This window comes from Alcanivorax sp. NBRC 101098 (assembly GCF_001010505.1).
Taxonomy (GTDB): Bacteria; Pseudomonadota; Gammaproteobacteria; order Pseudomonadales; family Alcanivoracaceae; genus Alcanivorax; species Alcanivorax borkumensis.
In genome coordinates, this window is record NZ_AP014613.1 from 860245 (window position 1) to 879879 (window position 19635).

16 protein-coding genes and 3 pseudogenes are annotated in these 19635 nt (G+C 54.9%); 8 read left to right on the top strand and 11 right to left on the bottom strand.

The features are described 5' to 3' along the window. Nucleotides 1–260: 260 nt before the first annotated feature. The gene (locus AS19_RS03965) at nt 261–713 is read right to left on the bottom strand and encodes a helix-turn-helix transcriptional regulator (protein WP_082116341.1); all 453 of its coding nucleotides are present in this window, start codon (nt 711–713) and stop codon (nt 261–263) included. A gap of 23 nt (nt 714–736) precedes the next feature. Here AS19_RS03965 and AS19_RS03970 point away from each other — a divergent pair, with 23 nt between their 5' ends. Then, on the top strand, nt 737–2335 hold the full coding sequence (locus AS19_RS03970; protein ID WP_082116342.1) for a DNA methyltransferase: 1599 nt from the start codon (nt 737–739) through the stop codon (nt 2333–2335). Nucleotides 2336–2355: 20 nt separating this feature from the next. Here the strand turns inward: AS19_RS03970 and AS19_RS03975 are convergent, their stop codons facing one another. Beyond that, nucleotides 2356–3507, bottom strand: coding sequence for a hypothetical protein (locus AS19_RS03975; RefSeq protein ID WP_046961713.1), 1152 nt, complete (start codon nt 3505–3507; stop codon nt 2356–2358). A 372-nt stretch (nt 3508–3879) separates the two neighbouring features. On the opposite strand from AS19_RS03975, the gene AS19_RS03980 reads away from it, so the two are divergent. Beyond that, on the top strand, nt 3880–4884 hold the full coding sequence (locus AS19_RS03980; protein ID WP_144412622.1) for an integron integrase: 1005 nt from the start codon (nt 3880–3882) through the stop codon (nt 4882–4884). Between the two features lie 80 nt (nt 4885–4964). On the opposite strand, the pseudogene AS19_RS03985 reads toward AS19_RS03980, so the two are convergent. From AS19_RS03985 to AS19_RS04010, 6 genes and pseudogenes are all read right to left on the bottom strand, one after another. Next, a pseudogene (locus AS19_RS03985) lies at nt 4965–5435 on the bottom strand (efflux RND transporter permease subunit); the annotation flags it as partial. A 47-nt stretch (nt 5436–5482) separates the two neighbouring features. Continuing rightward, entirely contained in the window at nt 5483–6151 is a 669-nt protein-coding gene (locus AS19_RS03990) for an NYN domain-containing protein (RefSeq protein WP_046961715.1), read from the bottom strand. A 158-nt stretch (nt 6152–6309) separates the two neighbouring features. After that, nucleotides 6310–9453, bottom strand: a complete 3144-nt coding sequence (locus AS19_RS03995) for an efflux RND transporter permease subunit (RefSeq protein WP_046961716.1) — start codon at nt 9451–9453, stop codon at nt 6310–6312. Nucleotides 9454–9464: 11 nt separating this feature from the next. Then, nucleotides 9465–10679, bottom strand: a complete 1215-nt coding sequence (locus tag AS19_RS04000) for an efflux RND transporter periplasmic adaptor subunit (RefSeq protein ID WP_231860952.1) — start codon at nt 10677–10679, stop codon at nt 9465–9467. A gap of 216 nt (nt 10680–10895) precedes the next feature. Then, entirely contained in the window at nt 10896–12137 is a 1242-nt protein-coding gene (locus AS19_RS04005; RefSeq protein WP_046961718.1) for a TolC family protein, read from the bottom strand. A gap of 111 nt (nt 12138–12248) precedes the next feature. Further along, entirely contained in the window at nt 12249–12641 is a 393-nt protein-coding gene (locus tag AS19_RS04010) for a hypothetical protein (RefSeq protein ID WP_231860954.1), read from the bottom strand. A gap of 64 nt (nt 12642–12705) precedes the next feature. Here AS19_RS04010 and AS19_RS04015 point away from each other — a divergent pair, with 64 nt between their 5' ends. Both AS19_RS04015 and AS19_RS04020 read left to right on the top strand, forming a co-directional pair. Continuing rightward, nucleotides 12706–13128, top strand: coding sequence for a PaaI family thioesterase (locus tag AS19_RS04015; RefSeq protein WP_046961720.1), 423 nt, complete (start codon nt 12706–12708; stop codon nt 13126–13128). 233 nt (nt 13129–13361) lie between these two features. Continuing rightward, a complete protein-coding gene (locus AS19_RS04020; protein ID WP_046961721.1) occupies nt 13362–13811 on the top strand; it encodes a response regulator in 450 nt (149 codons plus the stop codon). A 195-nt stretch (nt 13812–14006) separates the two neighbouring features. Here the strand turns inward: AS19_RS04020 and AS19_RS04030 are convergent. Further along, nucleotides 14007–14156, bottom strand: a pseudogene (locus tag AS19_RS04030) (ISL3 family transposase); the annotation flags it as partial. Nucleotides 14157–14194: 38 nt separating this feature from the next. Then, nucleotides 14195–15282, bottom strand: a protein-coding gene (locus AS19_RS04035) for an IS3 family transposase (RefSeq protein ID WP_231860956.1) whose coding sequence is annotated in 2 segments (ribosomal slippage) — nt 14195–15030 and nt 15030–15282 — 1089 coding nt in all. Because the reading frame shifts where the segments join, the coding sequence is not laid out codon by codon here. A 63-nt stretch (nt 15283–15345) separates the two neighbouring features. Here AS19_RS04035 and AS19_RS04040 point away from each other — a divergent pair. Next, nucleotides 15346–15501, top strand: a pseudogene (locus AS19_RS04040) (ISL3 family transposase); the annotation flags it as partial. 96 nt (nt 15502–15597) lie between these two features. Here AS19_RS04040 and AS19_RS04050 read toward each other — a convergent pair. Further along, on the bottom strand, nt 15598–15990 hold the full coding sequence (locus tag AS19_RS04050; RefSeq protein WP_035460815.1) for a DUF2493 domain-containing protein: 393 nt from the start codon (nt 15988–15990) through the stop codon (nt 15598–15600). 212 nt (nt 15991–16202) lie between these two features. On the opposite strand from AS19_RS04050, the gene AS19_RS04055 reads away from it, so the two are divergent. The 3 genes from AS19_RS04055 to AS19_RS04065 are packed head-to-tail and all read left to right on the top strand — an operon-like array spanning nt 16203 to nt 19581. After that, a complete protein-coding gene (locus AS19_RS04055; protein WP_173425771.1) occupies nt 16203–17222 on the top strand; it encodes a DUF523 and DUF1722 domain-containing protein in 1020 nt (339 codons plus the stop codon). Beyond that, nucleotides 17219–18130 carry a MerR family transcriptional regulator gene (locus tag AS19_RS04060; RefSeq protein ID WP_046961722.1) on the top strand — a complete coding sequence of 304 codons (912 nt, stop codon included), beginning with the start codon at nt 17219–17221 and terminating at the stop codon, nt 18128–18130. The genes AS19_RS04055 and AS19_RS04060 overlap by 4 nt, the downstream gene beginning before the upstream one ends. After that, the gene (locus AS19_RS04065) at nt 18127–19581 is read left to right on the top strand and encodes a deoxyribodipyrimidine photo-lyase (RefSeq protein ID WP_046961723.1); all 1455 of its coding nucleotides are present in this window, start codon (nt 18127–18129) and stop codon (nt 19579–19581) included. Before AS19_RS04060 ends, AS19_RS04065 begins: the two co-directional genes overlap by 4 nt. Nucleotides 19582–19635: the final 54 nt, after the last annotated feature.

Consider the following 19635-nt stretch of genomic DNA (forward strand, 5'->3'; position numbering starts at 1 on the left):
TACCCATACCAATTGTCCCAACCAGACTCGATCACCAACTTTCCCCGATGAAAACGTGGATGAACTGCCTCGTCGGTTAACGGAGGAACATATGGCCCCCAACGGTAGAACCCATAGCGCAGCATGAGTAGCAAGCTGACTTTCCATGAACGCCAAAACGAGAAGGTCGAAATGGTAACCCTCCCACTTGGGTTATCTCTGACTTCGAATCCCTTATTCATAGCTTGTGGTGACATTTAACGCCAAGCTAACCGGCGCGTTTACGCGTCCGTGTTCAGCGCCTTGTTAGAGACCGATAACGCATGCGCTGAGATAGTCTGCTTAACTATTTTTCTAACTTCTGGGCTCTGATCATCAGCATCACTGGTTACGGCAATGTCTATCTTTTCAAGCTGCCTACAAATGTAAGTATACAATTGAGCAACATAGACAAAGTCAATCCTCATTGCTGCACAACTATTTAAAATTTGTTCGATATTTGCAGTGGCATGACCATTCTCGATGCGAGACCATGAAGCCTGAGTAATCCCCAAGAAATGGGCCATCTGTCGCTGATCTAGCCCTGCCTGCTGCCTAAGCCAAGCTAGGATGCACCCTATCACCAATGACTGAGTTGCAGAATGTGGAAGTTTTTTTATCATAGCACTTGTATTCGTTAAACGTATATAATATACTTGGCTCGTTGGTATTTGTTTAAAGTATAACTTATACATTATTTGTATACGAGATCTCGCGCATGAAACAAAAAATGGCTCGCTATGAGATGCATAAATACTGGGGAAAGAAGCCCTCAAAAGATTTACTTCACTTAATAGAAAAGTATTCGCAGGTAGGAGATATCCTTCTAGATCCGTTTGCTGGATATGGAGTGTTTGTTTCTGAAGCTTACCTTAATGGCAGAAATGCAATTGGGAACGATCTCAACCCCTCATCAACTTTTATTCAGAAACAGCTTTTAGATGGAAAGGTAGATCTAGATTTATTTGAATGTGAGATCAAAAGAGTATTAGCAGAGAACAAAGACCTAAACAATAAGTGGTATTCAGCAATTTGTCCGAAATGCAATAAAAAGTCGGTGGTGCTGTCTACATTGAGGTCTAAATCTGACTTCCCATTAATGAACAAGGTTAAATGTAGCTGCACCAAATCGGCCTTTGAATATGAATTATCAGAAATAGAAGCCGGCCACATTCTTGATCTTGAAGATAGACTTGCTTTAAACGAGCATCCGACAGCCCCTCTAATTAGAAATGGAAGAATAAGTGCGTTTGATGACATGACGACAGATGACTTATTCACCAAGCGTGCTTTGCACTGTCATGCTGGCTTATGGAAATCAATAGATTCAATCAAAGATTCAGCTATACGTGATCTGGCTAAATTTGCGTTCACATCAAATCTAGCCAATTGTTCTCGTCTCGTGCCACCAATTAAATCTCGCGGCCCAATGGCTCCAGGAGCATGGATGACAGGATTTTATGTTGGTGAAACCTATTTAGAGAACAATGTTTATCACTATTTTAAGAATAGAGTGGCAAAAATTATTTCGGGGAAAAAAGATTTTTTTGATCAAAACTCTAGACTAGATAATCTGGTTGATAAGGGTCGGGTGGAGGATATTAGTTCATTCAACTCCGAAAGTAGAGGATATTTAATCACCAACTATGATACAAAAAACTTAAATTTTCCCGACAACTCAATTGACTATATTTTTACAGACCCTCCGTACGGTGACTCAGTACCATACTTTGAGCAAAGTGCCATTTGGAACACTTGGCTAGGATTTACTGTAGACTACGACAATGAAGTCGTTATTAGTGATAGTAAAAGCAGGCAAAAACGTCTAGAAAATTTTGCGTCAGAGATATCTCATTGCGTGCATGAGATATACAGAGTATTAAAATCCGGCAGTTACTTTAGCATTACGTTTCATTCAATTTCTGGTAGCGAATGGTATGCCCTTACAAAAGCGTGCCTAGAAGCAGGTTTTTTACTAGACGATATACACTGGTTAACACAAAAGACATTCGCACCAAGGCAATTAAACAGGAAAAAAACTGTCAAAGGAGATGTCCTAATAACATTTAAGAAGAGCATCAATCAGCCTAAAATCCGGAGGCTAAATAAACTTGAGACAGAAGATCTAATTCGATCAGAGGCAGATAGGGCTCTAAAAATTAAACGTTGCAACACTAATGATATTTATATGACGATCTTAAACAAGGTGTTTTCCGAACATATAGTAATTGCAGAAGTTAATTTTATCGATGTTCTTATGAGCTATTACGTTATTGATATCGATGGTTTTTGGAGTGCCGACCACAATGCAGCGTAGCTGCATTGTGGCGCTGGAATTTAGTTGGTAACTAATACAGATGTAGAGTTCACTACATAAGCACCTTCAAGACCTTTATCTTTTTGATAATAATACTTGATATTATTTAAGTCTCCAGAGGCGATTAAACTTAGTTTTTCTTCCACCTTTTCAGTTATAGCTTCGAGACTTCCCTTTAGGGGGCGAGCATCTTCAAAAAGATCTTTATAGGCTAAAAAAACGAAGAATCGGTTATTGTTTTTAAAAAGCCTTTCACCCTGAAATTTATAATTCCACCACTCAACAGATTTTAAATCTTGCTCTATAACTGATACCGCTCTAGTTCTCTCAGATAATATTTCTTTAAGAAAATTTTGCGTATTAAGATCTCCGCTATTTCTAAGAATTTCGATCATTTCGATTTTTTTTAGTCCACCATAATTTGGCAGGCCTAGAGTTTTTTTAATACTTTTGTAGTGCTCTTTGATTTTCTCTATTTCCGATCTTCCATTGCCAACTGAATAGGCGTCATCCCCATTTTCTGTATAGGTCAATCCCTTTTCAAATAAATCAAAGTAATCGTCAGATATATGAGTTATCTTCAAATCAAAAGGTATTATGCTATCCCCAACCTTAATCATAAAATCAACGTATTTGATCTTCCTTAGTGTGGGGATTACATTTTCATGATCATTAAATATGTGCTCTATTAAATCATTGGTTACTTGATTGTAGTATTGCCATAAAATGTATCCACGAATAGTGCCATTTAAAAGCTCGTCTACTTTCTCTTCTAATTCGGATTTGTTAGTTATGCTTTTATCCCTGACCAGATCTTTTGCCGTATCATTTAGATTGTCATTTCGAATACCGCATTTAACATCACCAAATTCTTTAATGATTGCGGGTAAATGTACTTCCTGTTCTTTTCTTTGTTCCCTAACATCGGGATATTTAGTTTTAATATATTCTATGATTTCATCTTCAGTAATGCAGGAAGTATAAAGCTGTTCATATAACTCCTCAGCTTTACCCTTGTCTGTATTTTCTCCAGTTTTAAGCTCAAAAAGCTCTTTTAAATGCTCATTAGCTAAGGATCTTATCAAGATATATCTGGAAAAACCTTCGTTCTGCTGTAATTCATACAAGTCAGTTTCTTTTCGTTCAAACTGTTTATGTATTTCTTTAAACATTAATCTTCCTTCTACTGGTGGTCGATCTAGGTCTCTAACAGTTAATTCAACGACATTTGCCGCATATCCCTCTTTCGTATATCCCCAGCCTGCTGGTCACTCAAAATACCGGGGTTCTTTATTGGAATCAGCAGCCTGCAGATATTCTCTCGCTTCTCTCGCCAGAACTTTTGCGACATTTGTCGTTGAACCCGTTTCGTATATCACAGGCTTCTGTCTGCAGAGCGTTTTAATATGTCATATTTTTCACGGGCTTGACCACCCTGACGGTAATTCTGACCGGACTATTACGACACTTGTCGTTGAACTCCGGCTTTGACATGCCCCCTCCAAACAAATACTGTTCTTTTGAGCAGTAGAAGGAGATGCAATATGGCCATGGATGTGCCCCCGGCATTGCCTGCAACACCGACTCGGTTAATGGATCGTTTTCGCGCCTTTATCCGCAGTCGCAATATGGCTTACCGAACCGAAAAAACCTATGTGCACTGGGTGCTTCGCTATATTCGTTTTCACGGCCGGCTGCACCCTGAGCAGCTGAAAGCCCGGGATGTGGATGCCTTTCTTACTCATCTTGCGGTGCATAAACATTGCAGCCCGGCCACCCAGAAAACCGCGCTCAACGCGCTGGTGTTTCTCTATCGGGAGTTTCTTGGCCAGCCGCTGGACGCTCTGAATTTTTCTTATTCTCGCAAACCCCAACGGGTGCCGGTGGTGTTCAGCCATGCAGAGGCCCAAGCGTTAATCGGCCACCTTGCCGGGACGAACCAGTTGGTGGCACGGCTGATTTACGGTTCCGGGTTGCGTATCAACGAGGCGTTGCGATTGCGGGTGAAGGATGTGGATTTTGCCATGCAACAGATCACGGTGCGTGGCGGTAAGGGCAACAAGGACAGAACGACCTTGTTGCCTGATAGTTTGATAACACCACTGAAATTGCAAATCGATACGGCGCTGGCCACGCACCGTCAGGATATGGCTGATGGGCTTGGGGAGGTCTATATGCCCTTTGCCCTAGCCCGCAAGTATCCGGGACAGGCTCGCTCACCGGCCTGGCAGTATGTGTTCCCTGCCGCGCAGCTGTCTGTTGACCCTCGCGCTACCCATGACGACGGCAGCCCGGTGCGACGGCGCCACCATGTGCTGGATCGTACGGTTCAGCGGGCCATTATGCTGGCCATGCGCAAGGCGCAGATTCACAAGCACGGTAACAGCCATACCTTGCGACACAGTTTTGCCACCAGGTTGCTTGAGAACGGTTATGACATTCGCACGATTCAGAAGCTGCTGGGCCATGCCGATGTGAAAACCACCGAGATTTATACCCATGTGGTGAAGAAAGGCGGCTTTGGGGTAAGGAGTCCGGTGGATATGTGAGGAGCGGCGGCGGAGATCGGCTTACGCCGATTTCCGCCCTACGGTGCGACGGAGTTATTCGCTCCACGGGGATGTTGGAGTCAGGAGGTCTTGCGCCGTGCGTCAAACACCCCATAAAGACTCGGCAACACCAACAACGTCAACGCCGTCGCCGACACCAACCCACCCACAATCACCACCGCTAACGGCCGCTGCACCTCACTGCCCACGCCGGTGGCCAGCAACATGGGAATCAACCCCAGCATGGAAGTGAGCGCGGTCATCAGTACTGGGCGCAGGCGTGATACCGCCCCTTCGAAGATCGCCGCCTCCAGGTCTTCGCCATCGCGCAGGCGATGATTGATGGCTTCCACCATCACCACGCCATTGAGCACCGCCACCCCGAACAGGGTGATAAAGCCCACGGAGCTAGGCACGGACAGGTACTGGCCGCTGAGGGCTAATGCGAGGATGCCGCCGATGAGGGCCAGAGGGACGTTGACCAAGATCAGGGCGGCCTGAGCCACAGAGCCGAAGGCGAAGTAGAGCAGCAGGGTGATCAACCCCACAGCGGGGCATTGAGGGTCAAAAGGGTCAGGTCATGCCCCGTGCGTATTCATTACCAATATTCAGGCTTCATCACGGGCTTTTTGCCCGTTGCAACCACCTCAGGAAGATGGCTTTCCCTCAGCTCAATATCTGTAATGTGTGATCGAGTCCAATCACAATACTGGCTCAACTGTTTATTTGGGGGTCTGCCACTACCTGATCCACGAACCGGTATCACTGTACCCAAAACCAGAGACGTACCAAAATCATCTCTGATTGCCTTTAGCGCTGGCGCCAAATCCGTATCGTTCGACACAAAGACCAACTGTTTAGCCAGACCTTTGGAAGCATCTCGATATGCTTCCAGCGCGATATTCACATCTGTCTGCTTTTCTTCAAGCCGCCACACATCGACACGATCCGTTTTATCTGGCGGCTGCTTGAATGTGAGCAACCGCGCCTTCTCAAGACTGTAGTAGCCTTTGATGATATCGATTTCGTCGGGATAACGGACAGAGAGAGCCCGGTGATAAGCCTGCTGCGCGTGCTGAGCGGCAGCGCCATTGGATGCGACTTTGGATTTAATATCCGCAGTGAAGAACTTGATTTTCACCAGTTCGGAGTGAGGGTTCTGGACATGAAGTATCTGGTCTGCCAGTAGCGCTTTCAGATCCAGCCATTTATCCCCTGAATGTTTCAGACAGCCGTAGAACAGGTTATACCCATCCACGTAAATCATTGTTTTCAAAGCATATCCTTATGCCAAAAATGAAAAAACCGCCAATAAGGCGGTTTTTCCGCCCCAAGCAAACATCAACTTAATAATGCCTGCGAGGGGTGAGTCGTGGCTTTATTATCGGACTGACATTCCAGGCCGTCAAGTCAGTAACTGACTCTCTATCCTTTCAACTCCTCCACCTTCCACCTCGAAAACACTCCATAAAGACTCGGCAACACCAACAACGTCAACGCCGTGGCCGACACCAGTCCACCCACAATCACCACCGCCAACGGCCGCTGCACTTCACTGCCCACCCCAGTCGCCAGCAACATGGGAATCAGCCCCAGCATGGAGGTGAGCGCGGTCATCAGTACCGGGCGCAGGCGGGAGACGGCCCCTTCGAAGATGGCGGTGTCCAGGGCCTCGCCATCGCGCAGGCGATGATTGATGGCTTCCACCATGACCACCCCATTGAGCACCGCCACGCCGAACAGGGTGATAAAGCCCACGGAGCTAGGCACGGACAGGTACTGGCCGCTGAGGGCTAATGCGAGGATGCCGCCGATGAGGGCCAGGGGCACGTTGACCAGAATGAGGGCAGCCTGGGCTACGGAGCCGAAGGCGAAGTAGAGCAACAGGGCGATCAGGCCCACGGCCACGGGAACCACCATGGCCAGGCGTTGCTGGGCGCGCTGCTGGTTTTCGTACTGGCCGCCGATATCCACGCTGTAGCCGGCGGGCAGGTCGACTTCGCTGTCGATGGCCTGCTGGATGTCGGCCACCACTGAGCCCATGTCACGACCGGCCACATTGGCCTGGATGACCACCCGACGTTGCACGTCGTCGCGGCTGATCTGGGGCGGGCCGGAGACCAGGGATACCTCTGCCACATCCATAAGCCGCACCCAGGCACCGTCCGCCGCTTTGAGGCGCAGATTGCGGATGGCTTCGGCATCCTTGCGGGCGTCTTGCTCCAGGCGCACATAGATGTCGTAGCGCTCGTTGCCATTGATCACCTGCCCGGCGCTGCCGCCGCCCAGGCCGTTGCTGACCAGATCCATGACCTGATCCACACTCAGGCCGTAGCGGCTAAGGGCATTGCGGTCCGGGGTGACCACCAGCTGGGCTTCCCCGGCGATCTGTTCCAGTTGCACGTCGGTGGCACCGTCCACGGCTTTGACGGCCTGGGTGATGGCTTCGCCTTTTTCCTGCAGCACGTCGAGATCCGGGCCGAACAGCTTGATGGCGAGCTGGGCTTTTACCCCGGAGAGCAGTTCGTCCACGCGCATGGCGATGGGTTGGGAAAAGTTGAGCAGCAGGCCGGGATGTTTTTCCAGTTTCTGCTGAATTTTCTCCTGTAGCTCTAGGCGATTGCTGGCGCTTTCCCATTCATCTACAGGCTTGAGACCGATATAGATTTCCACGTTGCTCACCGGTTCCGGGTCGCCACCGATTTCGGCACGCCCTACCCGGCTAAGCGCATAGGTCACTTCCGGGAAGGTCATGATTTCCTTCTCCAGTTTTTTACCCACGTCCAACGCAGTATCGAGACTGGAGGACGGCGCCAGCGTCACCCGCAGCGCCAACGTTCCCTCTTCCAGCACCGGCACGAATTCAGTGCCAATAAACGGCGTGGTAGCCAGCGCCAGGGCAAACAAACCCACCGCGCCACCGACCACCACTTTTCGGGCCTGCATGGCTTTGCCCAGCAGGGTGCGATAGCGGGCTTCCAGCCAGCGCATCAGCTTGTTGGGCTTTTCTTCCACGCCATTGCGGAACAGGAACCCGGCCAGTGCTGGCACCACGATCAGCGCCACCAATACCGCGGCGGTCATGGCGAGCATGATGCTGATGGCCATGGGCACGAACATCTTGGCTTCCACCCCCTCGAAGGCAAACAGGGGCAGGAACACCACCAGAATAATACTGGCGGCAAAGAACACCGGGCGTGCCACTTCCTGGGCGGCGTCTTTTACCCTCAAGGCGATGCCGCCCCGTGAGTCGTGACTGCCCTCTTTCTGGCTCAGGTGTTTAAAGATGTTTTCCACCATCACCACGGAGCCATCCACCAGCATGCCGATGGCCACGGCCAGGCCACCCAGTGACATCAGGTTGGCGGACATGCCCAGGCTGGCCATCGCCAACAAGGCCAGGCCAATGGAAAGCGGAATGGACAGCAAAACCAAGGCCGTGGCACGCAGGTTCATGAGGAACAGGGCCAGCACGATGACGATAAACACGAAGGCCAGCAGCAAGGCGGTGACCACTGTGCTGACGGCTTTTTCCACCAGATCTGCCTGGTCGTAGAACACCTCAAACTGCACACCGTCCGGCAGGGCCTGCTGGATGCGCGCTTCGCGTTCCTTGATGCCATCGATGGTGGCCTTTGTATTGGCGCCCATGCGTTTGAGCACGATGCCGGCTACCACTTCGCCCAAGGCTTCCGGTTCGCCGTTAGCATCGCGGCGGGTCATGGTGAGGGCGCCCTGACGAATTTCGCCGCCGAACTCCACCTTCGCCACATCACTGACGCGCACCTGGGTGCCATCCACTTCCTTGAGGGGAATGGCGGCAATGTCGCCGAGCCCTTGCTCGCCGCTGCCGACCCAGCCCATGCCACGAATTACCAATTGCTCGGCACCGCGATCCAGATACCAGCCACCGGCGTTGCGGTTGTTGGCGGCGATGGCATCCATGACCTGTTGCAGGCTCAGGTCGTAGGCCAGCAAACGGGTAGGGTTCACGTTGACCTGATACTGGCGCACTTCACCGCCATAGCTGAGCACATCGGTGACGCCGCCCACGGGCATGAGTAGCAGTTTCACCACCCAGTCGTTGAGGCTGCGCAGTTGCATGGCATCCACATTGGAGCCCGGCTCGGCGGTGAGCAGGTATTGATACACCTGGCCCAGGCCGGAGGTGTTGGGGCCCATTTCCGGGGTGCCGACGCCGTCGGGAATATCTTCCCGTGCGGCCTGCAATCGCTCGAACACCAGCTGGCGGGCGAAATAGATATCGGTGCCTTCCTCGAACACCACGGTGACGATGGACAGGCCGGTCTTGGAGATGGAACGCACCTCGGCCACCTGCGGCAATGCATACATCACTGCCTCGATGGGATAGGTGATCAGCTGCTCCACTTCTTCCGCTGCCAGGCCTTCGGCTTCGGTGTTCACCTGTACCTGGACGTTGGTCACGTCCGGGAAGGCATCCAGTTTCAGGTTGGGCAATTGCCAGCCGATCACGCCAATGGTGATGACCAGTAACAGCAACACAATGAGGCGGTTGTTCACCGCCCAATCGACAAGTCGATTAAACATGACGGTGATCCTCAGTGATTGTGAATATCGAAACCGGACTTGGCCATTTCACTGGCCAGGAAGAACGCGCCGCGAGTGACCACGCGTGTGCCCGGTTCCATGCCGGTGACGATCCGGCGGTTTGCCAACTGGCCATTGAGCTGAATTTCCACGGGTTTGTAGTGGCCCGGTTCTTCTTCCACAAACAACTGCCAGTCACCATCGGCACTGCGGGTGAGCGCCTCTTCCGGCACAGTGAGTGCGTTTTCCGGGGCGGACAGCGACAACGCCACATCGGCGAACATGCCCGGATGCAACAGATGCCCGGCATTGGGAACGGCGACTCGCACAGACAATGTTCGAGTGACAGGATTGAGGCGATGGCCGGATTGAATTACCTGACCCTCCACTGAGGTATCACCCACAATCACCCGCGCCGGGGTGCCGGTGGCAATTTGCAAACCGGGGCTCGGCGGCAACGCTGCTTCGGCCCACAATTCGGATTCATCCACCAGCGTTACCAGGGCACTGCCCGCCGTTAACCACTGCCCCTGCTGGAAAGCATCTTCCAGCACCAGGCCTTCGTCGGGCGCGGTGAGGGTGTAAATGCCTTTCTCGCTTTTGCCTGCTTCGATGTCAGTTATGGCGTCGTCACTCAGACCGTAGCCCCTGGCGCGGGCACGCAGTGACTGGTACTGACTTTGTGCGTCCAGGTAGCGCTGGTTGCCCACCGCCCGGCGGCCCAGATTCCGGACCCGCCGCCAGCCATCCGCCGCCACTTGCAGTTCGCTTTGCAGTTGCGCCATGGCCGGGCTGAACAAGGTAGCGATGGCATCCCCTTTTTCCATGTGCTGACCCAGCGTGGCACTGCGTGATTGCACCTGGGAATCGATACGGACCGGCACTACCCAGGTGCGGTACTGGTTGCTGATAATTTCCGCCGGCACGGTGAGGGTCCGGGTAGCGTCGGCATCAGGCTGCAGGGTAATGACCTGCAGGTTGAGCATCTTTTGTTGTTCTGCGGTCAGCTCCAGTGCCGCTTCTTCACTATGGGACGCTGCGCCCCCAACCTCCTTCCCATGAGCGTGCTCATCATGGTCACCGCTATTATCCGGGGCAGCCTGCTGTGCATGCTGTTCGGCTTCGTTGCTTTCGTTGTGGGCATGGTCATGATTTCCTTCCGCCCAGGCCGGGTTCGCCAGGGTTGCCAGCAGCGCAATGGCCAGTGGCGATTTTTGAAATGTCATTTTCGTTTTCATAAAAAATTTTCCATTTTTTGTAGGAGCGCCGTTCAGAACGCGAAGAAGTTGGCACCGCGTGTCGCAGAAACCATTCGCGCCTCAAGTGGCACTCCTACAGTAATTTTTCGCTTAATTTCTCGTTCCAAGCGGTGTTATTCGCTTCGCTCACCCTTCGGGCCAGCCTGCGGCTGTTACCTCGCAAGCTCGGTTCCTACAGAACAATCATTCGTTGGCTAACTGGTTCAGCCAGTCGTTGAGTTGGGCGCTTTCGTAGAGCCACTGCACCCAGGCTTTCTGCATGGCATCGCGCAGGGCGATACCGGCCAGCCGGGTATCGAGCCGCTGGTTCAGGGCTTGCAGATAGTTCTGGGTGGTCAGCTCGCCCTGTTGCCAGACGCGCTGGAGTAATGCATCGCCGCCGGCCAGGCTATCGCCGGTGAGCTGCTGCCAGGTTTCCCATCGCTGGCGCCGCTGCCGGTAATCGCTCAACGCGCCGTCCAGGCTGGCCTGAATATCGTTGCGGGTTTTCTCCAGCAGCGCACGGCGCGCCTCACTGTCCGCCAGGGCGGCTTCATAACCTGGCTTGCCGGTATTGAAGAACTTCAATGGCAGGCTGAAATTCACGCCCCACAAATTTTCGCCATCTTCCTGACCCACCCGCAGGCCCAGGGTCGGGTCGGTGTTGCGTTGTTTATCCGCCACCGACACGCCGCGCTCTGCCAACGCCAGCTGCTGCTCCGCCAGTTGCAGATCGAAGTTCGCGGGCAGCCGCTGTGAAGCGGTATCAGTAAGCGCAGACGCTTGCCAGCGATCGGCCGCCGGTAAGGCCTCCGCCGGTTGCTGGCTGGCCAACTGCTGGCGTAGTTCCGTGGCGGCACGGGTGGCGGCGCTTTCTGCATCGGCCAGGGCCTGCTGGGCCTGGCCCAGCGACAGGTAGGCCAGCTGTGCATCCACCTGGCCCACATCCCCGGCTTGTTCGCGGCGACGAATCAGATCGGTGAGATCGCGCAGCTGCTGCGCCTGCTCACGGGCCGCCGCCAGTTGCTCGCGGGCAGCAGCATGGGCCACCAGCGCATTGAGGCTGTCCGCCAACAGGCGGGCGCGGGCCTTGTCGCCACGCAGCTGCGCCAGCTGATCACGCACCGCCACGGCATCGCGCCTGGCGCGGGCCTTGCCGGACCAGTCCAGGGTCTGACTCAGGCCCACGGTCTGGGTGATATCGAGGCTGTCTTCGTAGTCGATGTTCAGCGAAGGGTTATACAGCGGCTGGGACTGTGCCCGGCTTTGCGCCAACAACCGTTCCTGCTCAGCAGTAATCGCTCGGCTGGCGGGCAGCTGACTCACTTGCCGCTGCACCCATTGCGCCCATTGCGAGGGCGAGGAAGAAGTATCGGCCGACGCGCTGGCATACGCGCACCCGGCCAGTAACAGTGCGGCCACGCGCACTGCGGTCTGGATTCCCATAGGGAGACTCCTGATGTTTCAAAACGTCACGTCAAGAACAATGCCGGGCCACGTTTACGGCGCACATTCACCGGTGGACGGGGCAGCAAAGTCGGAAAAACGAGGAAACAATCAGGCTATCGGAGGACGGAAAGGGTTATCGGCCGGGGCATCCGGCAAGAAGGGGCGTAACGCCATTTGACCCGCAGAGGGCGGGGCCAGGCGTAGCGGTTCACTATCGGTGGAGGCCATGAAGCCATGACACTGGCAGCAATGGTCGCCGCCCTTGTCCAGCACATCGGCACTGGCCAGATCCTGCTGGATCTGTTCCATGGACACCCGGTCATCATGCTCATGGTGCACAGCATCCAGCACCAGCACATGAGTACTGATGATAAGCAGCAATGTGTAGACCAGTGCTTTCATGGGATGCCCGCAAATCAGGGAAGAGTCGCAACCTTGCGATACCCATAGACCGCCGTCAAGGCTGACGGTTCCCCGGAACCGGGCGGAACAGCCTGCCATCCCGTTTTTCCGGTAGACGCCGTATAGTGACGGCGCCATAAAAATGATTCTGACAGGAGGAACCATGAGCCACATCGATCAGGTCAAAGACGACGTGCTCGCCCACCCGCTGCACCGGGCCTGTGAGCTGGAACTGGTCAGCGCGGTGGATGGCCGCAGCGAAGTCCGCTTTCCGGTGAACGACTTCACCACCAATCCCCAGGGCGCGCTGCACGGCGGTATCGTTTATGCCTTGATGGATGTGGCCTGCTTTTTTGCGGCCATCTCCAAACTGCCATCGGACCAGCACGCGGTGACCATCGAAACCCACAGCAGCGTGCTGCGCGCCGCCAGCCAGGGCGAGCAGATCATTATCCGTGCCCATGTGGATCGGCTGGGCCGCACACTCGCTGCCATGCGTGCAGAAGCCTATGCGCTAAACGCACAACAACAGGAACGACTGATCGCCACCGGGTCGGTCACCAAGGCCATTATTCACACTGCTTAGCCCCCTGTTTTGTTGCGTTTCTTGCGCTTTGCGCTCCCTCACAGACAAACGGCAAAACGGGCTGCATGACCGGCCCCCTCTGGCCGGCGGCGTCAATTGTCAGCCCCTAGAGCGGGGCGTATTGTAAAACCGGGTATCCCCCTGGCCCGTCAGGGGGAGCGCAACGTTGTTGAACGCATGCAGTCGCCGGCAGGATGCCAGCGTAGTAGCACGCCGTGAGTGAGGGATTCAGCATGTATCAGATCATGGTCGTGGACGACGAGGAATACATCCTCAAAGCCTTGAAACGCACCATCAACACCTACACCGACTGGGAGGTGGAAACCTACCAGAACCCGCACGAAGCCCTGCGCCGGGCGCGCACCACCGTGTTCGATGCAGTGATCACCGACTATATGATGCCGGAGATGAATGGCCTGGAGCTGCTGCAGGAATTGCGCGATCTGCAGCCCGATACCATTCGCATTGTGCTGACCGGGGTGATCGACATCGAAACGGTCATGTCCGCCATTAACAAAGCCGGCGCCTTCCGCTTTATCCCCAAACCCTGGGACGACGAGCAGCTGCTGGACAATATCCGCGAAGGCCTGAAGTTTCGCGATATTCTGCTGGAAAATCGTATTCTGGCGGAAACCGTGCGGGAACAACGCGAGACCCTGCGCAGCATGGGTTACGAGGGCTAGGACGCCCTTTAACGCTTCAAACAACAACTAACGGCGCGGCGCATGAATAGCTTGCTGGACAAAACGGAGATCGGCTTTGGCATGGAGGCCCAGGGGTTATTCCTGGTGTGCTCCACCGTGATTCTGCTGATCATTATGGGTATACGGATTTAATGGTTGATGGGGCACCTTCACCCCATCAATCTGATACCACCCTCAGATGGTTGATAGATCGACTCCGTAGTTGAGTTCCTCTGCGAAGTCCGGCAGTCCGTAACCGATGGTTTTCTTGTAGAAAGGAGAGACCTTCGCAGTCGGTGCCTTCTTCTTGTGCTTCGTGGTGTAGAGCATTCGTGCCCGCATCACGGTAATCCCCCCGCTTTTAGCGGACCCCAAAAGTGGAGCTACGCGGCAAGGGCCAGTTTTTGCATGGGTGTGATGCCGCCGAGTGCCATGTTCGGGCGCTCGTGGTTGTAAGTCCATAGCCAGCTGGTGGCCTTATCCTGCACCTGCTCGATGGTGTCGAACAGGGTTCGGGCCAGCCAGGCGTAGCGCACGGTGCGGTTGTAGCGTTCGACGTAGGCGTTCTGCTGCGGCTTGCCCGGTTGGATGTGTTCGATCCGGATACCTTGCCGTTCTGCCCAGGCCAGCAGCGCGCCGCTGATGTACTCGGGGCCATTGTCGCAACGGATCACGCGTGGCTTGCCGCGCCACTCGATGATCTGCTCCAGCGACCGGATCACGCGGGCCGCGGGCAGGGATAGGTCGACCTCGATGCCCAGCCCTTCGCGATTGAAGTCGTCCAGCACGTTGAACAGCCGGAAGTTGCGCCCGTCGCTGAGCTGGTCGTGCATGAAGTCCATCGACCAGACCTGGTTGATCGCCTCGGGCACCGCCAGCGGCTCCGGACGCTCGCGCACGAGCCGCTTCTTCGGCTTGATCCGCAGGTTCAACTCCAGCTCCCGGTAGATGCGGTAGACCCGCTTGTGGTTCCAGCCAAAGCCCTTGACGTTGCGCAGGTGCAGGAAACACAGGCCGAAGCCCCAATCCTTGTAGGCCGTGGTCAGCCGGACCAGCCAGTCGGCGATCCTGGCGTTCTCTTCACAGGCCTTCGCCTGATAGCGGTAGCAGGTCTCGCTGACCTCGAAGGTCAGGCAGGCGTGCCGTATGCTCGCATGTCCGCCCTCAACCGCTGCTCGGGCCATCTCCCGGCGTTGAGATGGCCTCACCATTTTTTTGACAACGCTTCCTTCAGCAGGTCCGCACTGAGCTGGGCGTCAGCGTACATCTTCTTCAGGCGCCGGTTCTCGTCCTGCAACTCCTTGAGCTGGGACATCAGCGACGCGTCCATGCCGCCGAACTTGCTGCGCCACTTGTAGAACGTCGCCGAGCTGATGCCGTGCTCGCGGCACAGCTCCGGAACGGGTGTACCAGCCTGAGCTTGCTTGAGTACGGCGATGATCTGGCTGTCGGTGAAGCGGGACTTCTTCATGGAACCTCCTCGGGTCAGACTACGAGAAAATTCCACTTCTGACGTCAACTACTGGGCGGGGGGATTACCGTGATGCGGGCACGAATGCTCTACACCACGAAGCACAAGAAGAAGGCACCGACTGCGAAGGTCTCTCCTTTCTACAAGAAAACCATCGGTTACGGACTGCCGGACTTCGCAGAGGAACTCAACTACGGAGTCGATCTATCAACCATCTGAGGGTGGTATCAGATTGATGGGGTGAAGGTGCCCCATCAACCATTTAATCCGCTTACCCCTATTTTCTTCCTTGATGATCTTTGCGCGGTAGGTGAATTAGCGCTGTAACTCCCCAATACCTTGAAACCCGCAGGCTTCCTGTTCTTCTGCAGGCCTCCACACCGGCAAACCCGCTTGCTCTGCAAGCGCGACCATATGTGCTGTGCCGCGTCCGCCGGGAAAGGCAATCACTGCCTGCGGACGGCCGTGGTGCAGCATTCGGCGGTTGCGCATGGGGCCAGCAGCTCGACCATGGGCTTTCCAGTTGGCAGGGTAGCTCACCTGATCAATACCGTGGTCATGGGCCCACTGCCCAGCCAGACGGTCCGCACCGCTGGCATTGCCATGGATGAGGAGGGATAGGGTGTTATCCCGATGTAGACGGTTCAGGGTGCGTGCCAGTAGAGCCTGGTTGTCAAAATCACGGCCACCGCAGACAAGAATACGCATTTTGCTGTCCATAAGGTCAGTGTTTTGAGGAGTATAAGCATAGACTTCAACGATTGCACCTTTGTGATCACTGTCTTGCTGAAGTGTGATGGAACACCTTCACAATGCGTTGACAGGTCGCTGGGGTAAGGTTGTACAGATTTCTACTTTTGTATAACCCTGAGGTGCCGGCGGAACTGCTTGCCAGCCTCTACTGCCACTGAGGTCACTCCATGGACGCGGTTAAATCTGAGAAAAAGGACATTCTGGCGCGTATTCCGGTTGGTATCAGCGCCTGTTTGCTGGGCTTGGAGGTGCGCCACGATAAAGGCCACAAGCATTCGCGTTACTGTACCGAGGTTCTGTCGCAGTACTTTGAGTTTCGCTCCCAGTGTCCAGAAATGGGGGCAGGAATGTCGGCACCGCGCAAAGCAATGCATTTGGTGGACGATGGGGAAAACCATCCGGTGAATAATGACGCAGGCGAAGGCTCTGAAGCGTCGCTGCGGCTGCTAACCACGGATGGTAAGCGAGATTGCACCGGGATGATGATGGATTTCATCGACCGGACGTTGCCGTCACTAGCGCCGTTGCGTGGCTATATTCTGATGGCCAAGTCTCCCAGCTGCGGGATGGAAAGAATCCGTGTCTACAACGAGGCGGGCAATGTACAACGTCGGGATGCCAGCGGGCTGTTCGCTGCGGCCCTGGCACGCCGTTATCCGCTAATGCCACTGGAAGAAGAAGGGCGCCTGAATGATGCCGCTCTGCGTGAAAACTTTATCGAGCGCGTGTTCCTGTATGACGACTGGTGTCAGATGATGGAACAAGGCCTGACCGCGAAAAAGCTGATTGTGTTCCATAGCCGTCACAAATTTCAGCTGTTGGCTCATTGCCAGAAAACCTACCGTGAAGTGGGCCCCATGCTGGCGGACCTTCAAGCGCGCCCGCTGCAAGACATTGCCGGGGATTATATTCATGCGGTGATGTCCGCCATGAAGAAGCGTGTATCCCGGGGCGCCCATGTGAATACCCTGCAACATCTGGCCGGGTTTTTGCGCCAGGATCTAGGTGGAGACGACAGGGCGTTGATCAACGAACAGATAGACGCTTATCTGCGTGAAGAGGTGCCGCTGGTTGTGCCGATGACCCTGTTGCGTGGTGCCCTGCGTAAAACCGATCAGCCTTACTTGGCCCAGCAGCGCTATCTTTCCCCGTACCCGGACCCGCTAGGCCTGAGAAATCGGGTATGAGCGAGTCTACAAGCAGGGTTCAAGTTGCGGACCGACAAGCCGGTAGCATCAGCATTCAGCACGTGAGCATGCATTGCGGTATCCCCGCAGTGACTTTGCGTGCCTGGGAGCGTCGTTATGGTTTGTTGACGCCCGCACGCACGGACAAAGGGCATCGGCGTTATAGCGAAGTGGATATCGCTCGTATCGAGCAGATTCAGCATTGGCTGGAGCGAGGGGTGCCGATCAGTCAGGTGGCGGGGCTACTGGCTGATTCAGCAGCGGCTAACGGGGCGGTGTGGGAACAGGGTGCCGAACAGCAAGGGCCTTGGCGCGGGGCAGTAACAGACGCGATCTGCGCGCTGGAGTCGCTCAACACCCGCCGTCTGGAACAGTTGCTCAATGGGCTGCTGAATGATTATAGCCATGCTCTGGTACTGGATCACTTTTGTGATCCCGTGCGGGCACGTTTGGCTGACACTTCAGCCCTGGGTGGATGGCTCACCCTGTTTGACGGTGTGCTGCAGGCCAAGTGGTCGTCGCGGGCATTATCGCTGGCGCCACGGGGTGGGGAGGCCGGCTGGTTGCTGGTGCCGGTGGGTAGAGCCTTGCCGGCACTGGAACTGGCGATGGTATTGAACCGCCCGCTCTGGTGTCTGGGGGCTCCTTTGGTGACGGTAGAACTGCGCAGTGTACTCAAAAGCCTGGCGCAACGGGCCGGTGGTGTGCTCTGGGTGGTGGATCGCTGGCCAACGGCGGGCCAGCGTCAGCAAATCGGTATCGCTTCTGGTTGTGGCCTCAGTGAGGCGTGCTGGGGGCTGGATCTATCGCAAATGACACTGCCGCAAGAGGTAGCCCAGCTTGGCGGGCGTCGGCAGGGGCTGGCGAGCGAACTGGATCGACTTCAACAATCCTGGAGTACGCCATGAATCTGGTCTGGTACCGCAACGACCTGCGTGTCGCGGCACACTCGCCTCTGCACGCTGCGTTGACAGAGTCATCGATAAGCGCGGGTGAGACGAGGCCACAGGCGCTGGCGGTGTATTGTCTGTGTCAGGGGCAATGGGATCGTCATCAGGTGGCGCCGTTGCGCCGCTGGTATGTGTTGGAAAGCTTGCGTGAGCTGGGCGAGTCCCTGGCTAACCGCGGCATTGATCTGCATGTGCTGGATGTGGACACCTTCGAGAAGGTGCCGGAGGCGTTAGCAGAATTTGCCCAGAGCCAAGGTGTGACTCACCTGTATTGCAATCGTGAGTATCCGCTCAATGAAAAGCAGCGAGACACACTGGTGGCTGAACGCCTGCGTGAGCAAGGGATTATCCTGCGCGGTTTCGACGATGGCGTGTTAGTTCCACCCGCGGCACTGCGCACCGGTAAAGGAACACCGTATACGGTGTTTGGGGCTTATAAGAAACGTTGGGATGTATGGATGGCCGATCATCACCCGGCGATGACACCGGTGCCATCACAATGCAGGGCTGAAGGTACGTTTATGGGGGCTAAGGTTGTGGCGAAGGCCCTTGAAATGCTGGACGTGCCTGAGGCGCTAACGCAGCAATGGGCGCCTGGAGAAGAGGCCGCCTGGCAACAACTTGATCAATTTATGGAGCGGTCGCTGGCCGACTATCGCCGCAACCGTGATTTTCCTGATTTGTCTGGCACCAGCGGCTTATCGGTGGCGCTATCGGCGGGAACCCTGTCGGTGGCCAGTTGTTTCCGGGCCGCAACCCAGGCCATGGCGGATGCGGGTAGCCGTGATGGTGCTGCCTGCTGGATCGGCGAGTTGGCCTGGCGGGATTTTTACCGCCAGATCATGGCGCAGTTTCCTCGCGTTAGCCGCGGACAAGGCTTCCGGCCGGAAACGGATTTGCTGGAATGGAAAAATGATGACGAGCTATTCGCCGCTTGGTGTGAAGGGCGTACGGGGTACCCGCTGGTGGATGCAGCCATGCGGCAGCTGGTTGCCACCGGCTGGATGCATAACCGGCTACGCATGGTGACAGCCATGTTTCTCAGTAAGCATCTTTGGCTGGATTGGCGCCGCGGTGAAGCGTTCTTTATGACACATTTGATCGATGGGGACTTTGCCGCCAATAACGGTGGCTGGCAGTGGAGTGCCTCATCTGGCACCGATGCGGTGCCTTATTTTCGGGTGTTTAATCCGGTTCGTCAGGGGCAACGTTTTGATAGCGAAGGCCGTTTTATTGCTCATTGGGTGCCGCAATTGCGCGACTTGGATAGCAAGCAAATCCATGAGCCCTGGAAGCAGCCGCTACTGGCCCGGGATTATCCACCACCGGTGGTGCCCCATGCGGGAGTGCGTGAGCGGGTGACGGTAGCGTTCAAGGCGGCTAAAAGCCGGTTTGATAAAACCTCTTAGGATCAGCAACACCCCGTGTCGCCGCCGGCCATGGGCAATAGTAGGAAGGGAAAG

Bases quoted from the DNA above. Each gene is read 5' to 3' on its own strand.
- AS19_RS03965 (WP_082116341.1), bottom strand. From the start codon at position 713: ATGTATAAGTTATACTTTAAACAAATACCAACGAGCCAAGTATATTAT.
- AS19_RS03970 (WP_082116342.1), top strand. From the start codon at position 737: ATGAAACAAAAAATGGCTCGCTATGAGATGCATAAATACTGGGGAAAG.
- AS19_RS03975 (WP_046961713.1), bottom strand. From the start codon at position 3,507: ATGTTTAAAGAAATACATAAACAGTTTGAACGAAAAGAAACTGACTTG.
- AS19_RS03980 (WP_144412622.1), top strand. From the start codon at position 3,880: ATGGCCATGGATGTGCCCCCGGCATTGCCTGCAACACCGACTCGGTTA.
- AS19_RS03990 (WP_046961715.1), bottom strand. From the start codon at position 6,151: ATGATTTACGTGGATGGGTATAACCTGTTCTACGGCTGTCTGAAACAT.
- AS19_RS03995 (WP_046961716.1), bottom strand. From the start codon at position 9,453: ATGTTTAATCGACTTGTCGATTGGGCGGTGAACAACCGCCTCATTGTG.
- AS19_RS04000 (WP_231860952.1), bottom strand. From the start codon at position 10,679: ATGACATTTCAAAAATCGCCACTGGCCATTGCGCTGCTGGCAACCCTG.
- AS19_RS04005 (WP_046961718.1), bottom strand. From the start codon at position 12,137: ATGGGAATCCAGACCGCAGTGCGCGTGGCCGCACTGTTACTGGCCGGG.
- AS19_RS04010 (WP_231860954.1), bottom strand. From the start codon at position 12,641: ATGGCAGGCTGTTCCGCCCGGTTCCGGGGAACCGTCAGCCTTGACGGC.
- AS19_RS04015 (WP_046961720.1), top strand. From the start codon at position 12,706: ATGAGCCACATCGATCAGGTCAAAGACGACGTGCTCGCCCACCCGCTG.
- AS19_RS04020 (WP_046961721.1), top strand. From the start codon at position 13,362: ATGTATCAGATCATGGTCGTGGACGACGAGGAATACATCCTCAAAGCC.
- AS19_RS04050 (WP_035460815.1), bottom strand. From the start codon at position 15,990: ATGCGTATTCTTGTCTGCGGTGGCCGTGATTTTGACAACCAGGCTCTA.
- AS19_RS04055 (WP_173425771.1), top strand. From the start codon at position 16,203: ATGGACGCGGTTAAATCTGAGAAAAAGGACATTCTGGCGCGTATTCCG.
- AS19_RS04060 (WP_046961722.1), top strand. From the start codon at position 17,219: ATGAGCGAGTCTACAAGCAGGGTTCAAGTTGCGGACCGACAAGCCGGT.
- AS19_RS04065 (WP_046961723.1), top strand. From the start codon at position 18,127: ATGAATCTGGTCTGGTACCGCAACGACCTGCGTGTCGCGGCACACTCG.